We start from the raw sequence: 17,343 nt of genomic DNA, 5'->3' as shown, positions 1-17,343 counted from the left end.
CGTTTTCGCAGGAAAGCGCAGAAAAGGACTCTATTTCCCCATGGCCTCCGAGTATGTATTCACCCCCCACCCCGTCGTCTCGATCCCCGTCGTCGGGCAAGCCGCCCGGTTTCCGGTGCACCGCATCTATTGCGTCGGCCGCAACTACGAAGAGCACGCCAAGGAAATGGGCTTCACTGGCCGCGAACCGCCCTTCTTCTTCATGAAGCCGGCCGACGCCGTGGTGGTGGTCGATGCCGGCGCCACCGGCACCATGGCCTACCCGACGCTCACCAAGAACCTACACCACGAGATCGAGTTGGTCGCGGCCATCGGCACCGGCGGCAAGGACATCAAGGCGGCGGACGCCCACAAGCACATCTTCGGCTACGCGGTCGGCCTCGACATGACCCGCCGCGACCTGCAGAACGACATGAAGAAGCAGGGCCGCCCCTGGGATATCGGCAAGAGCTTCGAGCAAAGCGCGCCCATCGGTCCGATCGTGCCTGTCGCGAAGGCGGGTGATGTCGAGAAGGCCGAGATTTCCCTCCAGGTCGCCGGCGCCGACCGCCAGCGCAGCAACGTCAGCAAGCTGATCTGGAACATCGCCGAGACCATCGAGCACCTGTCGGCCGCATGGGAGCTGCAGCCCGGCGACCTGATCTTCACGGGTACGCCCGAAGGCGTGGCCGCGGTGGTCGCCGGCGATACGCTGGTCGGCGAGATCACCGGCCTGCCGGCACTGACGGTCAAGGTGGTCTGAAGCGCACGCAGAACGTCCGATGTTCCTGCGCGTTCCCATCAAGCACTGCAAGAACTGCGGCACCGCGGTGGTCTACCGTGTTCCCGACGACGGGGACACGAAAGAGCGCGCGGTCTGCCCCGCGTGCAACACGATCCACTACGAGAACCCGCTGAACGTGGTGGGCACGATCCCCGTGCTGGGCGATCGCGTCCTGCTGTGCAAGCGCAACATCGAGCCGCGCTGGGGCAAATGGACACTGCCCGCCGGCTTCATGGAGCTCAACGAGACGACCGAGCAAGGCGCGGCACGCGAAACCGACGAGGAAGCCGGCGCCGAGTACGAGATGGAAGGCCTCTTCGCGGTGATGAGCGTGGTGCGGGTCGGGCAGGTCCATCTGTTCTACCGCGCACGGCTCTTGAGCGACCGCTTCGACCCGGGCCACGAAACCCTCGAGGCAAGGCTCTTCACCGAGGAAGAGATTCCCTGGGAGGAGATCGCGTTCCGCACCGTGAAGGCGGCGCTGGAGCGCTACTTCGAGGACCGGCGTCGCGGCAGCTTCGACCGCGTCCACACGCTGGACATCGTATGAGCCGGTTTGCGCAAGGCGCCGCCGCGCTTGCCCTGACGGCCGTCTCTGTGTTTGCGAAGGCCGAACAGGTCGGCGACGTCGACACCGCCTTCAAGCTCATCGGCCCCGACCACAAGATCGTGGTCGATGCCTACGACGATCCGAAGGTGAGCGGCGTGACCTGCTACGTCTCGCGCGCGAAGACCGGCGGCGTCTCCGGTGCCCTGGGCCTTGCGGAAGACAAGGCCGAGGCCTCGATCGCCTGCCGGCAGGTGGGCCCGGTGAGCATCACGCAGCCGCTGCCCAAGCGCGAAGAGGTCTACAGCGAGCGGCAGTCGATCCTCTTCAAGCGGCTTCGTGTGGTGCGCATGGTCGATGCGAAGCGCAACACGCTGGTCTATCTGACCTATTCCGATTTCCTCGTCGACGGTTCCCCGAAGAACAGCGTCACTGCGGTACCCATCGATCGCGGGGCGCCGATACCCGTCAAGTAGAAACGCGCGCCAGCCGATGCTGCAAAGACTCATGGCACCGGCGCTTCTTGGCGCCGTGCTAAAAATGGCCTTCTGTCGCGAGGCCGGGAACCCCCTGGCCTCCATCGCGTTCGAAAGAGCCGCAATGAAAGTACACAACCACTTTTTTCGCGCCGCTGCCGTCATGGCGGCGGCTGTCTCCCTGGTCGCCTGCACGTCGACGCCCCTGAACCAGAGCCAGGGGCCCGCACCCGGCTTCTATCCCTTGCCGCCGGCAGGACGCCCTGCACCACCGCCGGCACCGGCGAAGACGGCGACCTTCCTGCGTCCCGCACCCGGCCGGACGATCTCGAAGTTCGACGGCACGGGCAACAAGGGCATCGACATCGCGGGCAACATGGGTGACCCCATCGTCGCATCGGCGGACGGCCGCGTGGTCTATGTCGGCGGCGAACTGCGCGGCTACGGCAACATGGTCATCGTCAAGCACAACGACACCTATCTCACCGCCTACGCGCACGCACAGACGATCCTCGTGAAGGAAAACGAGGTGGTGCGGCAAGGCCAGAAAATCGCCGAGATCGGCAACAGCGGCGCCGATCGCGTGAAGCTCCACTTCGAGATCCGCAAGCAGGGTGTGGCGGTGGATCCCGAGCCGTATCTCAACGGCGACCTGCACTAGGCCTGGCTAGGGCGTGGTGCCCTGCAGGAGCAGCAGGGTGCCGCGATCCGAGCTCCCCCCGAAGTACTTCTGCAGGCATGAGCGGAAGACCGTCGTGGACGAATCGGCGGTGATCGAGAACAGCGTCATCGACGACCAGAACTTCTGATCGTCCGGCGCGCCGAAGATGTCCGCGATGCTGCGGTCTTCCAGGGCCAGCACGATCTCGCTGCACTGCCTGAGGCGCTTGCCGAGCACTGCATGTTCGAGATAGGCGCGTGACTCTTCGAGCGAAGCAATGGCGTATCGCTGCGCCATCGTGCTGCGGCCCAGGCCCGCCAGTTGCGGAAAGACAAACCACATCCAGTGGCTGCGCTTCTTGCCGGCGCGCAACTCATCCATCGCCGTGTCGATCACGTCGGCCTGGGCATCGACGAAGCGTTGCAAGTCGAAGGGGTCGTTCATGGACGAGCACCTCCTGTAGGCGGCATCTGTCTGCGGTTGACGAAGTATGCCGCGTCCATGCTGCTTCATGAAGGCGTGAAATCCATGAGCTTGAGAAAAGGAGATCACCATGTTCAGCGAAGCGATCCACTGCCGCGATACGGAGACCGTCAGATTCGCGATCTACCCGGATGGCTTCGATGGACCGCGCATCATCGCCCGCATCTCCGACGATGCGCTGCACCAGATCTTTGCGGCACCTCGGGACGATGCGAGCCTTGCCGCCGCCTGCCAGGCGCACTTCAGCCGGATCGAGGCCAAGGCCCTGGAACGCCATCACGCCGCACCGCAGACGGCCGTTCTGCTCGACACCGTCGACTTCTGCACCGAGGCGGTCGCCGAAATGAGCGTCGCCTGAGTGCGCGGAGGCGGCCGCGCCACGAGGTCTACTGTGCCAGCTCGGCCTGGGCGCGTATCAACGATCGATCCGACACACCCACGACTCCCGAGAATGGCGTATCGAGCTCGAGGATGATGAAGATCGAGCAAGCGAACGCCAGCGCGCAGATGCCCAGGGCAAGATAGACGCTTCGATTGCCCACGAGAAATACACCCAGCCCGAAGTAGATGGCCGTGACCCAGCCAATCACGATCACGAGCAACGCGGCAGGCACGGTGCTCGTCCCGTGTTCCGCAACGAGCACGCGGTCTTGCGCGATCGTGGTCGACAGTTGCATCGCGCGCGTCTGGTGCCACTTCTCCGCATCGGTACGCGGCGAGAGCGACAGGATGGTCTGCTGGAGTTCCGAGACTGCACGCAGGTTCCGGAACCAGTCTTTGTCGTCGACATCACGGCGCCTTTCCCGGCCGGCCAGCCGCGTGATGTCATCCAGCACTTCCTTGAGCCGCGATCGCGCCGGCTGCGCCTCCTGGCCAAGCGCCAGCAGCGTCCGGTCGAGCAGCACGATGGATGTGGCGGTCTGGATCAGTTCCGCCTCGCGCTCGTCGAATGAACGCTTCGCCGACGTGATCATCAGTCCAAGGACCAGCGCCAGGAGCGTCGCAAGCATTCCGATGCCGATCTTGGCCGAATCGCGCGCGTCGCTGATCAAATGGTGGCTGGGGAGAACCATCGAAAGCCGGATGCCCAGCCCGAGAGCTGCCAGCGTCAGCAGGAGGACGATCGCGGCGACGGCGTAGGAAATCATCCGGGCAAAGGGTGACTTTGAGCGTGGCGCGTATTCTTGCCGAGCATTGGGCAATGCGCCAAAACAAAAGGCCGGTCAGGTGAACTGACCGGCCTTTGCCGTTTTGGTCGGTGTGAAAGGATTCGAACCTTCGACCCCTTGCACCCCATAAGGGTGTTGCTTCTCGCGCAACTGCATGCCGCCCCAACAGATTCACATCGAACCCTGACAAATTCGTAGGGCTCCAAGGTCCTCAAAAATTGATCGCGCTTCATTGGGGAGCGCCATGCATTTGTCAGCGCGAAATCGCCCTCGTCCAGCTCACGGCGCGACGAGCTCCGAACCTCGCACGGACGCCCTGCACTCACCTCATTCGCCGTCGTGCTGAACAGGCGACAGCCACTCACGCGCCGCATCCGATGGCGACATGCCGCGCAAGCGGTCGTCCATCCAAAGGTCGGCGGCGACCTCCTCGAGCTGCTCGGGATCCACAGTCTTCCACTGCCGCTGCAACTGGTGGGCGCAAGCTGCAATCCAGGTTTCTGCGCTGATTGGGTTCATGCATATACTGTAGTTTCATCCAGTATTTTTGCAAATGTTTGCGATCGTCTACAGGTGTCGTCGCGAGGGCCAACTGCTCGACGCGGAGGCGATCAAGACCAGTCCTTCGCGTGGCGAGTTGCGCGTCCAGCGCAAGGGAATGAAACGCATCGCGGTCCTGCTCGAGCCGGATGGGGAGCACTACGTCATCCCGGTGCTGGACAAGGCCCGACTGCTCGCGATCGACGGACGGGGCCTGCTGCTCACGGGCGTGGAGATCCTGCCCCCGCGCGGTACCAAGGGCAACGGGACATGTACAGGCAGACCTGGTGGTGCATCTACCGGCAGCCGCCGGCCAAGGTCGTTTCTCCCGCCGAATCACGTGCGCTCGAGCGCCAGCGCCAGGCGGAGGCGATCGGGAAATCGCTGACCTCTCAGTACAGCAAGCGCGGCAAGTTCAACCCCTGACCAGGCCGCGGCCTCGCCGGCCCGGCCAGCGGCCGGATCCGGCTCAAACCAGCAACTTTTCTTCGTCTGGAAGATTCGTGGCGAGCGAACCGCAAGCCACGCTGACGCCCACATTCAGCGCGGTTCCAAAAGTCCAGGGAGGGTTCGGGAAAAGCCTAATTTTCCTAACCGACTCCCTCTAACCGGCCGCAAAGCCTTTATCCATGCGGGTTTCGACATTTCGGACAAACCTAACTTTTCCCTAATCTGAACCTAACCAGATCAGGGTTCCGAACTCTGACCTGGCTTTTTGGATGAACCTATATAAATCAACAACTTACGAGCCAATTAGGTTTCAGGTTAGGTCAGATCAGGGTTGGACCCTAACCACCGATCGCTAGGCGCCATGCGGGTTTCCGGGCGGTTTTGACCCTCGATTAGGAAAATTGGGCTTTTCCCGAACCCCTCCCGGGTTTCGGGATCAGGCGGACCCCGCCGACCGACCGGCCCGCGATCACTGATCGGGTATCAGAAGTCGTCGAGATGCGTCTCGATAGACCGACGGATGGCGTGGGCGCACGGCATGCTGCGCCGCGCGCCGCGGACGACCGGCACTGCCGTCGAAACCGCCATGTTTAGCGCGGGGGCGTGGCGGGGTCACGAGCGCGCGCGGCGGGTCTTGGACCCAGACGGGACGACTCAAGGCCGACAACACGGCAGCGAGACTGCGTCCGCGGTGGGACTTCTGTATGCGCAGCACCACAGAAAGCAAGCGAACAAGCCAAAACGTTCAAAGATACATCTCGAATCATTCAGTTACACTTCACAAGTCGGCTTCCAGTCAGGAATGCCGACTTTTTTTATAGCGACAACGGAGTAGCGTGAATGAGGTTTTGGAGTTCGACCGTCTTTGTGGCGGTGATGGTCGGTGGGTTGACGGCTTGTAGTGGCGGAGGCGGCGGAAGTGGCAGTGGAGGCAGCGCACCCGCAGCGGCACCGGCCACGAGCAGCGACAAGGAACAGACGACCTCCGAGTCAAAGATGCCCGCCGATGCGTGCAGCGTCGCGTACTGGGGCGATTCGATCTCGGCCATGACGGCGCCGCGAATGGACGAGCGCCTGCATGTAAACGTGCATCCTGTCTACGGCGGCACCGCGATCGCGGCTCAAGCCTCGGTCCTGCAAGATGCGATGGCCGAGCGCTTCATCGTCATTCAGTACGGCATGAACGACTCCAACTACAAATCGCCGATCGAGCCCGCATTCCGGTCGATGCTGGATCGCGTGAAGGCCATGGGTCGCACGCCCGTGCTCACCGGTATCTCGACTGCCACGGCAGGCGAAGTCATGCTTCGCGCCGTCTACAACGTCACCATCGCGAATCTCGCGAAGGAATACGGCGCGCTCTATGCGAACTGGCCCGGAGACGTGGCCTATGACGCTGGTTCGCTGATGGCCGACGGCGTCCACCCGACCGACGACTATCAACAGCGTCTCGCCGACAAGCTTTCCGCGACGATCCTAGCCGCCGCTCCCGGGTGCGCTGAAGCGCAGTGACCGGGTAGCGCACCAGACACGAAGGCCGCCGCGTGCGGGCTTTTTTTCGCCTACTCGTCGGTCAGATGCAGGAAGGAAGCGAACACCTGATCGCGGCGCTTGACTTGGCAGCGTGAGCGGCATGTGGACCGCGGTTGAAGTGGCCTCGCCTTCGAACACCGCCAACATCGCCCTGGCGCGGATCGGCAACCACAGGATCTTCCTGATTGCCTGGAAGTCCGCGAGCCCGCTACGGCATCAGAAGTTCGAGATCAGCAGTTCGCGGGCGGCCGAACGATGGTCAGCCGCGCCGACTGAATAGGTGATGGACAGCGAGCGAAGACGCAGACCTGCGAACGCTTTGCGCATTTCCGGAATGTCATTGACGCTCACGATCGCCTTACCGTGCATCGTGCGCAGCAGCTCGGCCATGCGGTCGTACTGATTCAAACCGAACGCTACGTCGTAGCCCTCGGTGCCCCAGTATGGCGGGTCCATGTAGTGGAGCGTGTGGGCGCGGTCGTAGCGCCTCACGCACTCGGCCCAGTCAAGGTGCTCGACGGTGACCTGGTGCAGCCGCAGATGGGCCGCGCTCAGGTCCTCCTCGATGCGCAGCAGGTTCAGGCGCGCGGGACTGGTAGTTGCCGTGCCAAACGTTCGTGATTCGACCTTGCCGCCGAACGAAAGCTTCTGCAGGTAGAAGAACCTGGCCGCGCGCTGGATGTCGGTCAGCGTGGCCGGCGGTGTCGCCTTGAGCCAGCCGAAGAGCTCACGGCTGCTCAGGGCCCAGCGGAACTGCCGCACGAATTCGTCGAGATGGTGCTGCACGACCCGGTACAGGTTGACCAGGTCGCTGTTGACGTCGTTGAGCACCTCGACTTTCGCGGGTTCCTTCATAAAGAAAAGCGCCGCAGCACCCGCGAAGGGCTCGACGTAGCAGGTGTGCTCCGGGAACAAGGGAAGGATGTGTTTTGCGAGACGCCGCTTGCCGCCGATCCACGGCACGAGCGGCTTTGCGATTTGGGTCATTGCAAGCCTGTGTGGAATGAAAAGTCGCCTAGATTCGGCGCTGTGGTTCAGGACGCGCCGTCGCCGGTCGCGCCGGTGGGCACCTCGTAGTCCAGGAAGGTCACGACCTCCTGGCCCAGCCACTCGTTGATCTCGCGGAAGCGCTCTTGCAGCGGCCTGATTTCATTGCGCGCGAAGACCTGCGCAGCCGGCAGCACCGCGCCGAAGCCGCCGGTGTTCCCAGGCACCACGCCCAGCAACTGCGGCGGGATGCGATGCGCAGCGAGCACGTCGTCGCGGCTCACGTTCTTGATGTTGAAGAAGTCATCCCTCGCGGCGACCTCGCTCACGGGGATCAGCTGCACGCCGTCCTTCTTGCCATTGGGCGAGTACAGGAACAGGTTGCGGAAGTTGCCCGGTCCCTTGCTCTCCTTCAGCGCGGTGCGGATCGCATCGATGTCTTCCTGCTGCTGCGCCGGGTCGCTGATGTAGAGGATGAAGCCGGCGTGGCTGCCGTTGTTGTAGTAGCGGCGCCGGAACAGCGTGGCGCTTTCGTTGAGCCAGGCCGACTGCAACGCGCAAAGGTACTCGGGCAGCCCATACACCTCCTGGTTGATGTCGGCCTCGCGCATGTGGAAGACGGAGCCCTTCTTGAACTCGTGCTCGTCCTTCCAGCCACGCACGAAGTAGTAGGTCTCGAGGTCGGCGCCGCGGCGCATGTACTTCGCCAGCGAATGCCGCAGGCTCACCGCCCGGCCGGTGCGCGACTCGCGCCGCTCGAGGTACGCGTTGCCGAAGGTAAGGTAGTCCAGCGCATAGGCGCTGAAGGTCGCGCGATCGAGCAGCTTGTGCGGCACGAAGGTGCTCAGCAGGATGTTGCGCTTGAAGTAGAGCGAGCTGCTGTGGTGCGTGCTGGCGCGGAAGGACTTGGCCAGGCCGTCCCAGCTCACCGGCGGCTCGTACCAGCGGCCGTTCATCCAGCATTCGAGGTAGTCGAGGATGTCGCGCCGGTCCATCACCGGCGTGGGGTCGCCGAAGGTGAACGCCTCCATGCGGGCCGCGCGTTCGGCCATTGCTTCTGTCATCAGGAAATCTCCATGAAGCCGCTGTTCGCGGCGGTGTGGCCTTCGAGCGGCTCGTTGTCGAGGGCGTGCATGCAGGCCCACGCCAGGTCGGCGTGGCCGGTTTCTTCGTTGCGGCCGGCTTCGAAGGTGACGTTGCGACCGCTGGCCGTGAGCGTCTTGCGGATGGCAAGAAAGGCGTGCGCCAGGTCGACCCAGCCGGCGTCGAACTCGAGGCGACCGCGGCTGATGACGTTCTTGGCCTTGAGCACCAGGCGCGTCTTGACCTCGACCGAGTAGTTGATCGCCTTCGCCGCGGGAAAGAACTTCGCGACCAGCTGGTAGACGCCCTGCCCCAGCCCGGTGGTGTCGATACCGATGAACGTCACGTTGTAGCGCAGCGTGATCTGCCGGATGGCCTCGGCTTGCGCTTCGAAGTCGAGCCCTCGCCACTGATGGCGCTCGAGCACGCGGAACCTGTCGCCGGGCCTATCCGGAGGCGCCAGTACCACGCAGCCAGCCGTGTCGCCAGTGTGCGAGGGGTCGTAGCCGACCCACACCGGCCGGTGGCCGTACGGCCGCGCGGTGAAGGGCTTGTAGAACTCGGCCCACTCCACCCAGGAATCAACCATGCAGCCCTGCAGCTCCGACATCGGGAACACCGACTGCGAGTCGTCGATGAACTCGCACATCAGCAGGTTGGCGAACTCCTCGGCGTTGTACTCGAGGCGCAGCTCGTCGATGTCGAACAGATCGCAGCCACCGGCCTCTGCGTCGAGGATGGTGACGATGTTGCGCCAGACCTTGTCGTCGCCCGTAGAGCCGCCGGCCAGGCGCGAGTGCGACAGATCCAGCGAGATCCGCTGGTCCTTCGGCCGCCGCTTGTTGAAGCGGTCGCCGCTCCAGTACGCATAGGCCTCGTGCTGGATCGAGCTCGGCGTGCTGAAGTAGGTCTTGCGCCACTGCTTGTGCATCGCCATGCCGCTGGCGACCTTGTTGAGCTCCTCGAAGCGATGCGTCCAGAAGAACTCGTCGAAGTAGAAGTTGCCGTGGTAGCCCTGCGCGGTGCGCGCGTTGGTGCCGAGGAAGTAGATGTGCGCGCCGTTGCCAAGGATGATCGGATCACCCGCCAGCTCGACGCCGCAGGCCTCGTGTGCGAACTGCACGATGTACTGCTTGAAGATGTGCGCCTGCGATTTGCTCGCGCTCAGGAAGATCTGGTTGCGCCCGGTCTGGATCGCATCGGCCAGCGCCTCGCGCGCGAAGTACCAGGTCGCGCCGACCTGTCGGCTCTTGAGCACCATGCGCGTGCGCTCGTGGCCATAGCGCAGCCACAGCTTCTGGTGACCGAAGAGTGAATCGCGGAACGCCTGCAGCAGCTGCTCGGCCTGCTCTTCGGAAAAGCTGTTGCGCACTGCCCTCTTCTTCGGGGCGGCATTGCGGCGCTCGATGTTCGGGTTGAGGTCCGCCTCCTTGCCGGTCTTCTCGTACTTGCGTACCCGCGCAAGGCGCTCGACCTGGCGGCCCAGGAGGTCAATCTCCTTGAAGTCGCCGCCGGTCTTCTGGTCTTTGGCAATGAGCTGCACCAACCGCGCTTCGAGCGCGCCCTCGACGCGCTCGATGGGTTGCGCCTTGTCCCATTGCCCGGCATCCTTCCAGCCGTGCACAGTCGTCCGGGGTTCTCCGAGGAACTCCGCGATCGACGAAATGCGCCATCCCTGCCAGTAGAGATGGCGCGCGGCGCGGCGCCGATCGGCGACCGGTGCCGTGGTCGCTTCCGCTGTTTCCGCAATAGCGTTGCTTGAAGACATGGCGCAAGGCTATGGCTCCAGCGCGACGACGAGAGCCCCGCGGACCGGCTTTCCCTTCTGTACTGGCGATCCAGAAGCCGAAGGCGTTGAGTCGCGCGAAGCGTCGGCCGACCATCGGTCCATCGCTTCACGAAGCACCACTCAACGAACCGCACAGCACACGTCATGGCCCAGAAATCAAGGATGTTTCGCGTCGCCACCGAAGGCGCCACCACCGACGGCCGCCGCATCGAGCGCGCATGGATCGAGCAGATGGCAAAGAACTTCGACCCCAAGAAGTACGGCGCCCGCGTCTGGCTCGAACACCTTCGCGGCGTCTACCCCGACAGCTCGTTCCGCGCCTACGGCGACGTGCTCTCGGTGGAGGCCCGCGAAGTCGAGGGCGGCAAGCTCGCCCTCTTCACTGAGATCGCGCCGCTGCCCGACCTGGTCGAGATGACCACGCGGAACAAGCAGAAGATCTACACCTCGATCGAGGTCAACCCGAAGTTCGCCGACACCAACGAGGCCTACCTGGTCGGACTTGCGGTCACTGACAGCCCTGCCAGCCTCGGCACGGAGGTGCTCAGCTTCGCGGCGCAGAACCCGAAGGCCAACCCTTTCGCGGGCCGCAAGACTTCGCCAGACTGCCTGTTCTCCGAAGCGATCGAGGCCACCCTCGAGTTCGAGGACCAGCCAGACGACAGCACGCTGCGCGATCACATCCGCGGCATCGGCGAATCGCTGAAGAAGAAGTTCTCGGGCTTTACGCGCAAGACCAACGACACCGTGAGCGAGCTGATCGGCGTGGTCGAACAGATGGGATCTGCCCTGACCGACGTCGCCGAACAGCAGCACGCCGGCGCCGGTGCGCTGTCTGCGCTGCAGAAGCAGTTCACCCAACTGCAGGACGAGCACCGCGCGCTGCAGGCCAAGTTCGAAACCATCGACACCACCGACGCAGGCAAGCATGCCCAGCGGCCCGTGGCCACCGGCGGCAACCCGAAGCTGCAGGCGACCGACTGCTGACCGGATCGCCAAGCCACCCCTCATTCAACACCCGGAACCCTCATGCAAAACGCAACCCGCCTCGTCTACAACCAGCTGCTGGACCGCCTCAGCCAACTCAACCAGGTGCCCAGCGCACGCGAACAGTTCGCGGTCGAGCCCAGCGTGCAGCAAACGCTCGAAACCAAGATCCAGGAGTCGAGCGAGTTCCTCGGCAAGGTCAACATCATCGGCGTGACCGAGATGAAGGGCGACAAGCTCGGCCTCGGCGTGAGCGGCCCGATCGCGAGCCGCACCAACACCGATGCGGCCGACCGCGAGCCGCGCTCGGTCGAGACGCTCGACGCGCTGGGCTACGAGTGCAGCAAGACCAACTACGACACCTTCATCAAGTACGCCACGCTCGATGCCTGGGCCAAGTTCCCGGACTTCCAGACTCGCGTGCGCGATGTGATCGTGAAGCGGCAGGCACTCGACCGCATCATGATCGGCTTCAACGGCATGAGCATCGCAGCCAACACCAGCCTGGCCAGGAACCCGCTGCTGCAGGACGTGAACATCGGCTGGCTGCAGCACATCCGCGAGGATGCGCCGGCCCGCGTCCTCGACGGCGCTGCTGCCGCGGGCAAGATCACGGTGGGCCCCGCCGGTGACTTCAAGAACCTCGACGCCCTGGTCTACGACGCCTACCAGACGCTGCTCGACCCCTGGTTCCGTAGCGACGGCGCGCTGGTCGCCGTGGTGGGCCGCGACCTGCTGCACGACAAGCTGTTCCCGCTCGTCAGCGAGCCCAGCGCGCCGACCGAGATGCTCGCGGCCGACATCGTGCGCAGCCAGCGCCGCCTGGGCGGCCTGCCCGCGCTCACGGTGCCGTATTTCCCCGAGAACAAGGTCCTGATCACGCGCCTGGACAACCTCTCGATCTACTGGCAGCTGTCGGCCCGCCGCCGCACCATCGTCGACAACGCCAAGCGCGACCGTATCGAGAACTACGAGTCGAGCAACGATGCTTACGTGGTCGAGGACTACGGTCTCGCCGCGCTGGTCGAGAACATCGAGCTCGTCGCCTGACGCCATGCGACAGACGCCCACCCAGCGCCACCTGCAGCGCAAGCTCGCCGTCCTCGCGGTCGCCGCGGTGCCATCGGGCGGCGAGTTGCAGGGCAGCGCGTACGAGCTGATGCTCGTGCAGCTCGCCGAGCACCGCCGCCGGCTCAAGGACATCCAGTCCGTCGAGCGCAAGATCGAAGCCAAGCGCCAGTTCCTGCCAGACTACGACGCGTGGGTGGATGGCGCCCTCTCCGCCGGCCAGGGTGCGCAGGACCTGATCCTGACCACCGTGCTGGTGTGGCACATCGACGCCGGCAACTACCGCCGTGCGCTGCAGATCGCGCCCTATGCGGTGCGGCATGACCTGCCGCTGCCCGACCAGTACGAGCGCAACCTCGCCACCGTGCTGATCGACGAGTTCGGCGCCGCGGCGCTCGGCGGCAAGATGACCATCGCCGAGGCACGCGAACACCTGCCGCAGGTGATCGCGCTCACCGAGGAACTCGACGCACCCGACCAGGCGCGCGCCAAGCTGCACAAGGCCATGGGCTTCGCGCTCATCGGCAAGACCGGGCCTGCCGACGTGGACTTCGATGCCGTATCGACGCCGGACGCCCGTGCCGCCCTCGAACACCTGCAGCGCGCCCTCGCCCTCTTCGACCAGGTCGGCGTGAAGAAAGACATCGAGCGCCTGGAGCGCCGGCTGAAGAAGCCGGACGTCCCCGCGCCGTAACGATTCCGGACCCCGGAACCCCGGCGGCTCGGGCCGATTCCTGCGGACCACAAGCCCTACGGATGAAGCCCGACCACCGCCGACCTCGCAACGTCGATAGCACCATCGCATGAGCTTCCTCGCCAATCCGCCCACGCCGGCACCCGGTGCCGAGAAGCCGCTGGCCAACGACGGCTGGTTCCCGGACATCGACCTGGCGCAGCTGCGCGCCACGGCACGGCTCGATGGGACCGTGACGCCCGATCGGTTGCGCTACAGCGCCCTCGCCGCCGTGCTGAGCATCAACACCGAGTTGGCGCCCTACAAAGTTGGGCAGCAGATGCGAGGTCACGCCAAGCTCGCAGAGGTGCCAGCACCCGAAGTCGACGGCGTGAACGTTCAGGTGACTCGGTACCTGCGCGCGGTGTACAGCTACGTCCAGGCCGACCTGGTCGAGCGCTACCGGGACTTCGACACCACCGGCGCAGGCGACAAGGCCGCGGACAAGCTCGAGCAACGCATCGACGAGCTGCGCCGCGAAGTCCGCTGGGCCATTTCGGATCTGCTCGGCATGCGCCGCACCACCGTGGAGCTGATCTGATGAAAGCCCGCGCCATGCAAGGCGACACGCTCGACCTGCTGTGCTGGCGCACGCTCGGCCGCACGGACATCGTCGAGGCGACTCTGGTGCTCAACCCCGGCCTGGCCGACCACGGCCCGGTGCTCCCCACCGGCCTGCTCGTCGAGCTCGCCAACCCCGTCGACGCCCCCACCCGCGCGACGGTGAACCTCTGGGACTGACATGCAAGACTGGATCAAAAAGCTCTTCAACGAACCCCACACGTTGGGGATCATGGCCTCCAGCGCGATCGTGGGCGCCATCGCGGGCCTTGCACAAGGCGTCGTCCAGAAGCGCCACGGCGGCTGGGGCGGCCTGCTGCGGGCCGTGCTCACCGGCGTCGTCGTCGCCATCATCGTCGGGCTTGGCATCGAGGACTTCGTGGGCTCCGAGACGCTGCGCCTTGCCATCGTCGGCGCCTGCGCCGTGATCAGCGAGGACATCTGGGCCGGGCTCAAGATGCTCGGCAACGGCATGCGCAAGGACCCGCTCGGCTTCGCCGCGCGCCTGCTCGACGCGTTGCGCGGCCGCGAGAGGAACCGACCATGACTCTCGCAGAAGCCGACTTTGCACGCGCCGCGGAGGCGCTCCGTTGCCCAGTCGCCGCCGTGAAAGCCGTGTGTGAAGTCGAGGCACCCGAAGGCGGCTTCGACGCGGCCGGCCGCCCGCGCATCCTGTTCGAAGGGCACAAGTTCAGTGCCGCAACGGGCGGGCGCTACGACAAGGCCTACCCGACACTCAGCTACCCCGTCTGGACGCGGCAGTTCTATGCCCGCGGCGCCGACGCGAACGCCAGGAACGCCGGCGAGCATCAGCGACTGCAGCAGGCTGCGCGGCTGGACCGCAATGCCGCGCTCGCGTCCGCGAGCTGGGGCAAGTTCCAGATCCTGGGCGAGAACTTCCGTGCCTGTGGATTCACCACCCTCCAGGCCTTCATCAACGCGATGTACTCCAGCGAGGGCCGCCAGCTCGAGGCTTTCGTCGCTTTCGTCAAGCACGAAGGCCTGGCCGACGAAATGCGCGATCTGCGCTGGGCCGATTTCGCGCGACGTTACAACGGACCGCGCTACGCCGAGAACAGCTATGACGTGAAGCTCGCCGCGGCATACGGGCGACACGCATGCTGAAACCCCATAGCCTGCGCGCGCACCTCACGGCCGCCACGCCCGAACTGCGGCGCGATCCGGACAAGCTGTCGGTCTTCGTGCGCGACGGCCGGCTGGTCGCTGCCGGCGCAGAGTCGCTTTCCTTCGAGTACCGCTACGCGCTCAATGTCGTGGTGCTCGACTACGCGGGCCAAGCGGACGCGATCATGGTGCCGCTGCTGGCGTGGCTGCGCGCCAACCAGGTCGAGATCCTCGAGAACCCTGCGCTGCGGGACAAGAGCGTGCGCTTCGAGGTCGAGTACCTCAACAAGGAAACGGTCGACATCTCCATCGAGGTCGATCTGACCGAGGCCGTGGTGGTCTCGCCCGGCGAGGATCCAACGGCGCCGGACTCGGCCAAGCGCTACACAGTGGCCCCTGCTGCCGAACCTGCGCGCGAAGGAGCGCTTGCTGCAGCGGAGCATTGGGAAGCATGGTCTAGCGGCGAACTCCTCGCCGAGTGGCGCTTTCCGGCGACCGAGCCGTGACAGCAGACGACCCGCTTTCCGTTCTTGAAGACTGGGTCGCGCCACTGCTCGCCAGGCTGACTCCCCCAGAGCGCCGGGCCTTGGCGCGCAAGGTTGGCCAGGATCTTCGGCGCAGCCAGGCATCTCGCATCGCCGCACAACGCAACCCTGACGGCAGCACGTACGAGCCGCGAAAACCCGGCAGCTCACGGCAACAACAAGGTCGCATCCGTCGCACGATGTTCAACAAGCTGCGCACGGTCAGATTCCTTCGCCTGCAGGCCAGCGAAGAAGCGGTCGCCATTGGCTTCCTCGGCCGCCCGGCGCGCATCGCCCGCGTGCATCAAGAGGGACTGCGCGATGCGGTCAAGCCCGGTGGGGCGCAGTACCAGTACCCGGCGCGCACGCTGCTCGGCTTCACTGACTTCGAGCGTGAGCGCATCAGGGAACTGCTGTTGGCGCACATCGCCGATTGATCCTGGCGATGTCCGTGTCGGGCCCGAAGCCGAAGTTCGCACAGACTCGAAGCGGTTCTTTCTTCAGGCGCGCCAACATTGGCGGATACGGCCGATGTCTCCGATCCCACGTAGCGTGTCCAGCTATCCGTGTAGATGTCCAAGTGCGTTCACCAAGGACCCGCGTGTAGCCTGAGGCTCGTTAGTCGCTGGCCAACCTTGCTGCCATAATGAGCCTCTCCCAAGTAGCGAACAAGGGACGACATGAAGCTTTCCCGCTTTCTAACGGAGCGCGCCGAGGATATTTTGGTGCAGTGGGAGGCGTTCGCGAAGACCTTGGAGCCCGCCGCCGCGTCGATGACAAGCGTGGCGCTGCGCGACCACGCGCAACAGATGATCAGAGCAATCGCGCTGGATATTGAAAGCCTCCAAAGCAGCGCGGAGCAAATCACCAAGTCACATGGCGAGGGCCCTGCCAAGTACCCGCAAAGTGCAGCCTCCCTTCATGGCAGGCTGCGCGAGGTGAGCGGCTTCTCGCTGGTCCAGCTCACGGCTGAATTTCGCGCGTTGCGAGCCAGCGTTCTGCGCCTCTGGCTGCCAAACATCGGCGAGTTCACCGAGGAAGTCCACGAGGAGTTGGTGCGCTTCAACGAGGCGGTGGACCAGGCTTTGGCCGAGTCGGCGGTGACCTTCTCCGAACACAACAACCAGACGCGAGAGCGCTTCCTGGCGATACTGGGCCACGACCTACGCACGCCTCTCGCCGCCATCAGCATGACTGGCCACCTGCTTGTGCGATCAACGTCGTCGGAGGGCAACGCGGCAACCGGCAAGCGGCTGCTTCGCAGCGCCGCCACCATGTCGACGATGGTCAACGACCTGTTGGAATACTCGCGCACCCAGCTCGGCGGGACGATGCCCATCGCGCCGGCCCCCGCGAACATGGAAAACATCATCAAGGCGGCACTGCAGGACGCTGCGTCCGCGTACCCGGACTGCGTGTTTGATTTCCATTCGCACGGCGACCTCTCGGGCGTTTTCGACGACGTCCGGATGCAGCAGGTCGTCTTGAATTTGCTGGCCAATGCCGCCCAATACCGGGCCAAGGAGACGAACGTCATGCTCGGCGTCGCGGGCGAGCTCGACGATGTTGTCATTGCGGTGACGAACTTCGGCCCCGCCATCCCCGCCGAGTCGCTCAAGACCATTTTCAGCGCCATGGTGCAGCTCCCGGTCGATGGCGAGCAGCCTGGGCGCCCGCGAACCAGCCTCGGCTTGGGGCTGTTTGTCGCTCGGGAAACCGCCTTGGCCCACGGTGGCTCGATCCACGTTTCATCGAGCGATGTCGAGGGCACGACCTTCACGGTTCGGATTCCCCGCGCCGTCGCGCCGTCAAAAATGGCAGGCCAGCCCTGCTGAAGAGCTGAGACCAATCGCCCTCGCGTTAC

At 64.6% G+C, this 17,343-nt stretch carries 23 protein-coding genes; 17 read left to right on the top strand and 6 right to left on the bottom strand.

Going from position 1 to position 17,343, the window contains the following annotated elements; all coding sequences use genetic code 11:
• The first annotated feature begins 40 nt into the window (after positions 1-40).
• The 4 genes from BLW05_RS08360 to BLW05_RS08345 all read left to right on the top strand — a co-directional run bounded on the left by BLW05_RS08360 (position 41) and on the right by BLW05_RS08345 (position 2,447).
• Positions 41-742, top strand: a complete 702-nt coding sequence (locus BLW05_RS08360; RefSeq protein ID WP_093161701.1) for a fumarylacetoacetate hydrolase family protein — start codon at positions 41-43, stop codon at positions 740-742.
• 19 nt (positions 743-761) lie between these two features.
• Entirely contained in the window at positions 762-1,313 is a 552-nt protein-coding gene (locus tag BLW05_RS08355; RefSeq protein ID WP_093161700.1) for an NUDIX hydrolase, read from the top strand.
• Entirely contained in the window at positions 1,310-1,786 is a 477-nt protein-coding gene (locus BLW05_RS08350) for a CreA family protein (protein ID WP_093161699.1), read from the top strand. Before BLW05_RS08355 ends, BLW05_RS08350 begins: the two co-directional genes overlap by 4 nt.
• Before the next feature lie 124 nt (positions 1,787-1,910).
• Positions 1,911-2,447: a murein hydrolase activator EnvC family protein gene (locus BLW05_RS08345; protein ID WP_256330111.1), complete on the top strand. Its 537-nt coding sequence runs from the start codon at positions 1,911-1,913 to the stop codon at positions 2,445-2,447.
• A gap of 6 nt (positions 2,448-2,453) precedes the next feature.
• On the opposite strand, the gene BLW05_RS08340 is transcribed toward BLW05_RS08345, so the two are convergent.
• On the bottom strand, positions 2,454-2,891 hold the full coding sequence (locus BLW05_RS08340; RefSeq protein ID WP_093161697.1) for a DUF1810 domain-containing protein: 438 nt from the start codon (positions 2,889-2,891) through the stop codon (positions 2,454-2,456).
• Positions 2,892-3,000: 109 nt separating this feature from the next.
• On the opposite strand from BLW05_RS08340, the gene BLW05_RS08335 reads away from it, so the two are divergent.
• Entirely contained in the window at positions 3,001-3,288 is a 288-nt protein-coding gene (locus tag BLW05_RS08335) for a hypothetical protein (RefSeq protein WP_093161696.1), read from the top strand.
• A 28-nt stretch (positions 3,289-3,316) separates the two neighbouring features.
• On the opposite strand, the gene BLW05_RS08330 is transcribed toward BLW05_RS08335, so the two are convergent.
• Together BLW05_RS08330 and BLW05_RS08325 are read right to left on the bottom strand one after the other, a co-directional pair.
• On the bottom strand, positions 3,317-4,132 hold the full coding sequence (locus tag BLW05_RS08330; protein ID WP_143044796.1) for a bestrophin-like domain: 816 nt from the start codon (positions 4,130-4,132) through the stop codon (positions 3,317-3,319).
• A 294-nt stretch (positions 4,133-4,426) separates the two neighbouring features.
• Positions 4,427-4,618 carry a hypothetical protein gene (locus BLW05_RS08325; RefSeq protein WP_093161693.1) on the bottom strand — a complete coding sequence of 64 codons (192 nt, stop codon included), beginning with the start codon at positions 4,616-4,618 and terminating at the stop codon, positions 4,427-4,429.
• A 291-nt stretch (positions 4,619-4,909) separates the two neighbouring features.
• Here BLW05_RS08325 and BLW05_RS35890 point away from each other — a divergent pair, with 291 nt between their 5' ends.
• Positions 4,910-5,065: a hypothetical protein gene (locus tag BLW05_RS35890; protein ID WP_177142591.1), complete on the top strand. Its 156-nt coding sequence runs from the start codon at positions 4,910-4,912 to the stop codon at positions 5,063-5,065.
• A 1,086-nt stretch (positions 5,066-6,151) separates the two neighbouring features.
• Entirely contained in the window at positions 6,152-6,601 is a 450-nt protein-coding gene (locus BLW05_RS08320) for an SGNH/GDSL hydrolase family protein (RefSeq protein ID WP_177142590.1), read from the top strand.
• Between the two features lie 237 nt (positions 6,602-6,838).
• On the opposite strand, the gene BLW05_RS08315 is transcribed toward BLW05_RS08320, so the two are convergent.
• From BLW05_RS08315 to BLW05_RS08305, 3 genes are read right to left on the bottom strand one after another with little or no spacing between them, the layout of a single operon-like run.
• Positions 6,839-7,600 (bottom strand): DNA adenine methylase, encoded by a 762-nt coding sequence (locus BLW05_RS08315; RefSeq protein ID WP_218135161.1) that lies wholly within the window; start codon positions 7,598-7,600, stop codon positions 6,839-6,841.
• Positions 7,601-7,656: 56 nt separating this feature from the next.
• Positions 7,657-8,748, bottom strand: coding sequence for a phage portal protein (locus BLW05_RS08310; protein WP_218135160.1), 1,092 nt, complete (start codon positions 8,746-8,748; stop codon positions 7,657-7,659).
• Entirely contained in the window at positions 8,673-10,460 is a 1,788-nt protein-coding gene (locus tag BLW05_RS08305; protein WP_093161689.1) for a terminase ATPase subunit family protein, read from the bottom strand. The genes BLW05_RS08310 and BLW05_RS08305 overlap by 76 nt, the downstream gene beginning before the upstream one ends.
• A gap of 183 nt (positions 10,461-10,643) precedes the next feature.
• On the opposite strand from BLW05_RS08305, the gene BLW05_RS08300 reads away from it, so the two are divergent.
• From BLW05_RS08300 to BLW05_RS08255, 10 genes are all read left to right on the top strand, one after another.
• Entirely contained in the window at positions 10,644-11,468 is an 825-nt protein-coding gene (locus tag BLW05_RS08300) for a GPO family capsid scaffolding protein (protein WP_256330110.1), read from the top strand.
• Positions 11,469-11,510: 42 nt separating this feature from the next.
• On the top strand, positions 11,511-12,518 hold the full coding sequence (locus BLW05_RS08295; protein ID WP_093161686.1) for a phage major capsid protein, P2 family: 1,008 nt from the start codon (positions 11,511-11,513) through the stop codon (positions 12,516-12,518).
• Between the two features lie 4 nt (positions 12,519-12,522).
• Positions 12,523-13,230: a phage terminase small subunit gene (gene gpM, locus BLW05_RS08290; RefSeq protein ID WP_093161685.1), complete on the top strand. Its 708-nt coding sequence runs from the start codon at positions 12,523-12,525 to the stop codon at positions 13,228-13,230.
• A gap of 109 nt (positions 13,231-13,339) precedes the next feature.
• Entirely contained in the window at positions 13,340-13,810 is a 471-nt protein-coding gene (locus BLW05_RS08285) for a head completion/stabilization protein (protein WP_093161684.1), read from the top strand.
• Positions 13,810-14,010, top strand: coding sequence for a tail protein X (locus BLW05_RS08280; RefSeq protein WP_093161683.1), 201 nt, complete (start codon positions 13,810-13,812; stop codon positions 14,008-14,010). Before BLW05_RS08285 ends, BLW05_RS08280 begins: the two co-directional genes overlap by 1 nt.
• A 1-nt stretch (position 14,011) precedes the next feature.
• Positions 14,012-14,377 (top strand): hypothetical protein, encoded by a 366-nt coding sequence (locus BLW05_RS08275; RefSeq protein WP_093161682.1) that lies wholly within the window; start codon positions 14,012-14,014, stop codon positions 14,375-14,377.
• Positions 14,374-14,955, top strand: coding sequence for an N-acetylmuramidase family protein (locus tag BLW05_RS08270; RefSeq protein WP_093161681.1), 582 nt, complete (start codon positions 14,374-14,376; stop codon positions 14,953-14,955). Before BLW05_RS08275 ends, BLW05_RS08270 begins: the two co-directional genes overlap by 4 nt.
• Entirely contained in the window at positions 14,949-15,461 is a 513-nt protein-coding gene (locus BLW05_RS08265; RefSeq protein WP_093161680.1) for a phage tail protein, read from the top strand. The genes BLW05_RS08270 and BLW05_RS08265 overlap by 7 nt, the downstream gene beginning before the upstream one ends.
• A complete protein-coding gene (locus tag BLW05_RS08260) occupies positions 15,434-15,916 on the top strand; it encodes a phage virion morphogenesis protein (protein ID WP_371126922.1) in 483 nt (160 codons plus the stop codon). The genes BLW05_RS08265 and BLW05_RS08260 overlap by 28 nt, the downstream gene beginning before the upstream one ends.
• A 243-nt stretch (positions 15,917-16,159) precedes the next feature.
• Positions 16,160-17,314, top strand: a complete 1,155-nt coding sequence (locus BLW05_RS08255) for a sensor histidine kinase (protein WP_093161678.1) — start codon at positions 16,160-16,162, stop codon at positions 17,312-17,314.
• The last annotated feature ends 29 nt before the right edge of the window (positions 17,315-17,343 follow it).

Origin of the sequence: Variovorax sp. YR216 (genome assembly GCF_900107745.1) — a bacterium.
Lineage (GTDB): Bacteria > Pseudomonadota > Gammaproteobacteria > Burkholderiales > Burkholderiaceae_C > Variovorax.
The sequence above is the reverse complement of the archived record's forward strand: the minus strand, read 5'-3'. Positions and strand labels throughout refer to the sequence as shown.

Coding starts and splice junctions, on each gene's coding strand:
- BLW05_RS08325 (WP_093161693.1), bottom strand. CDS start 4,618: ATGAACCCAATCAGCGCAGAAACCTGGATTGCAGCTTGCGCCCACCAG.
- BLW05_RS08335 (WP_093161696.1), top strand. CDS start 3,001: ATGTTCAGCGAAGCGATCCACTGCCGCGATACGGAGACCGTCAGATTC.
- BLW05_RS08255 (WP_093161678.1), top strand. CDS start 16,160: ATGAAGCTTTCCCGCTTTCTAACGGAGCGCGCCGAGGATATTTTGGTG.
- BLW05_RS08270 (WP_093161681.1), top strand. CDS start 14,374: ATGACTCTCGCAGAAGCCGACTTTGCACGCGCCGCGGAGGCGCTCCGT.
- BLW05_RS08300 (WP_256330110.1), top strand. CDS start 10,644: ATGTTTCGCGTCGCCACCGAAGGCGCCACCACCGACGGCCGCCGCATC.
- BLW05_RS08355 (WP_093161700.1), top strand. CDS start 762: ATGTTCCTGCGCGTTCCCATCAAGCACTGCAAGAACTGCGGCACCGCG.
- BLW05_RS08265 (WP_093161680.1), top strand. CDS start 14,949: ATGCTGAAACCCCATAGCCTGCGCGCGCACCTCACGGCCGCCACGCCC.
- BLW05_RS08360 (WP_093161701.1), top strand. CDS start 41: ATGGCCTCCGAGTATGTATTCACCCCCCACCCCGTCGTCTCGATCCCC.
- BLW05_RS35890 (WP_177142591.1), top strand. CDS start 4,910: ATGTACAGGCAGACCTGGTGGTGCATCTACCGGCAGCCGCCGGCCAAG.
- BLW05_RS08350 (WP_093161699.1), top strand. CDS start 1,310: ATGAGCCGGTTTGCGCAAGGCGCCGCCGCGCTTGCCCTGACGGCCGTC.
- gpM (WP_093161685.1), top strand. CDS start 12,523: ATGCGACAGACGCCCACCCAGCGCCACCTGCAGCGCAAGCTCGCCGTC.
- BLW05_RS08345 (WP_256330111.1), top strand. CDS start 1,911: ATGAAAGTACACAACCACTTTTTTCGCGCCGCTGCCGTCATGGCGGCG.
- BLW05_RS08295 (WP_093161686.1), top strand. CDS start 11,511: ATGCAAAACGCAACCCGCCTCGTCTACAACCAGCTGCTGGACCGCCTC.
- BLW05_RS08275 (WP_093161682.1), top strand. CDS start 14,012: ATGCAAGACTGGATCAAAAAGCTCTTCAACGAACCCCACACGTTGGGG.
- BLW05_RS08320 (WP_177142590.1), top strand. CDS start 6,152: ATGGACGAGCGCCTGCATGTAAACGTGCATCCTGTCTACGGCGGCACC.
- BLW05_RS08305 (WP_093161689.1), bottom strand. CDS start 10,460: ATGTCTTCAAGCAACGCTATTGCGGAAACAGCGGAAGCGACCACGGCA.
- BLW05_RS08340 (WP_093161697.1), bottom strand. CDS start 2,891: ATGAACGACCCCTTCGACTTGCAACGCTTCGTCGATGCCCAGGCCGAC.
- BLW05_RS08280 (WP_093161683.1), top strand. CDS start 13,810: ATGAAAGCCCGCGCCATGCAAGGCGACACGCTCGACCTGCTGTGCTGG.
- BLW05_RS08285 (WP_093161684.1), top strand. CDS start 13,340: ATGAGCTTCCTCGCCAATCCGCCCACGCCGGCACCCGGTGCCGAGAAG.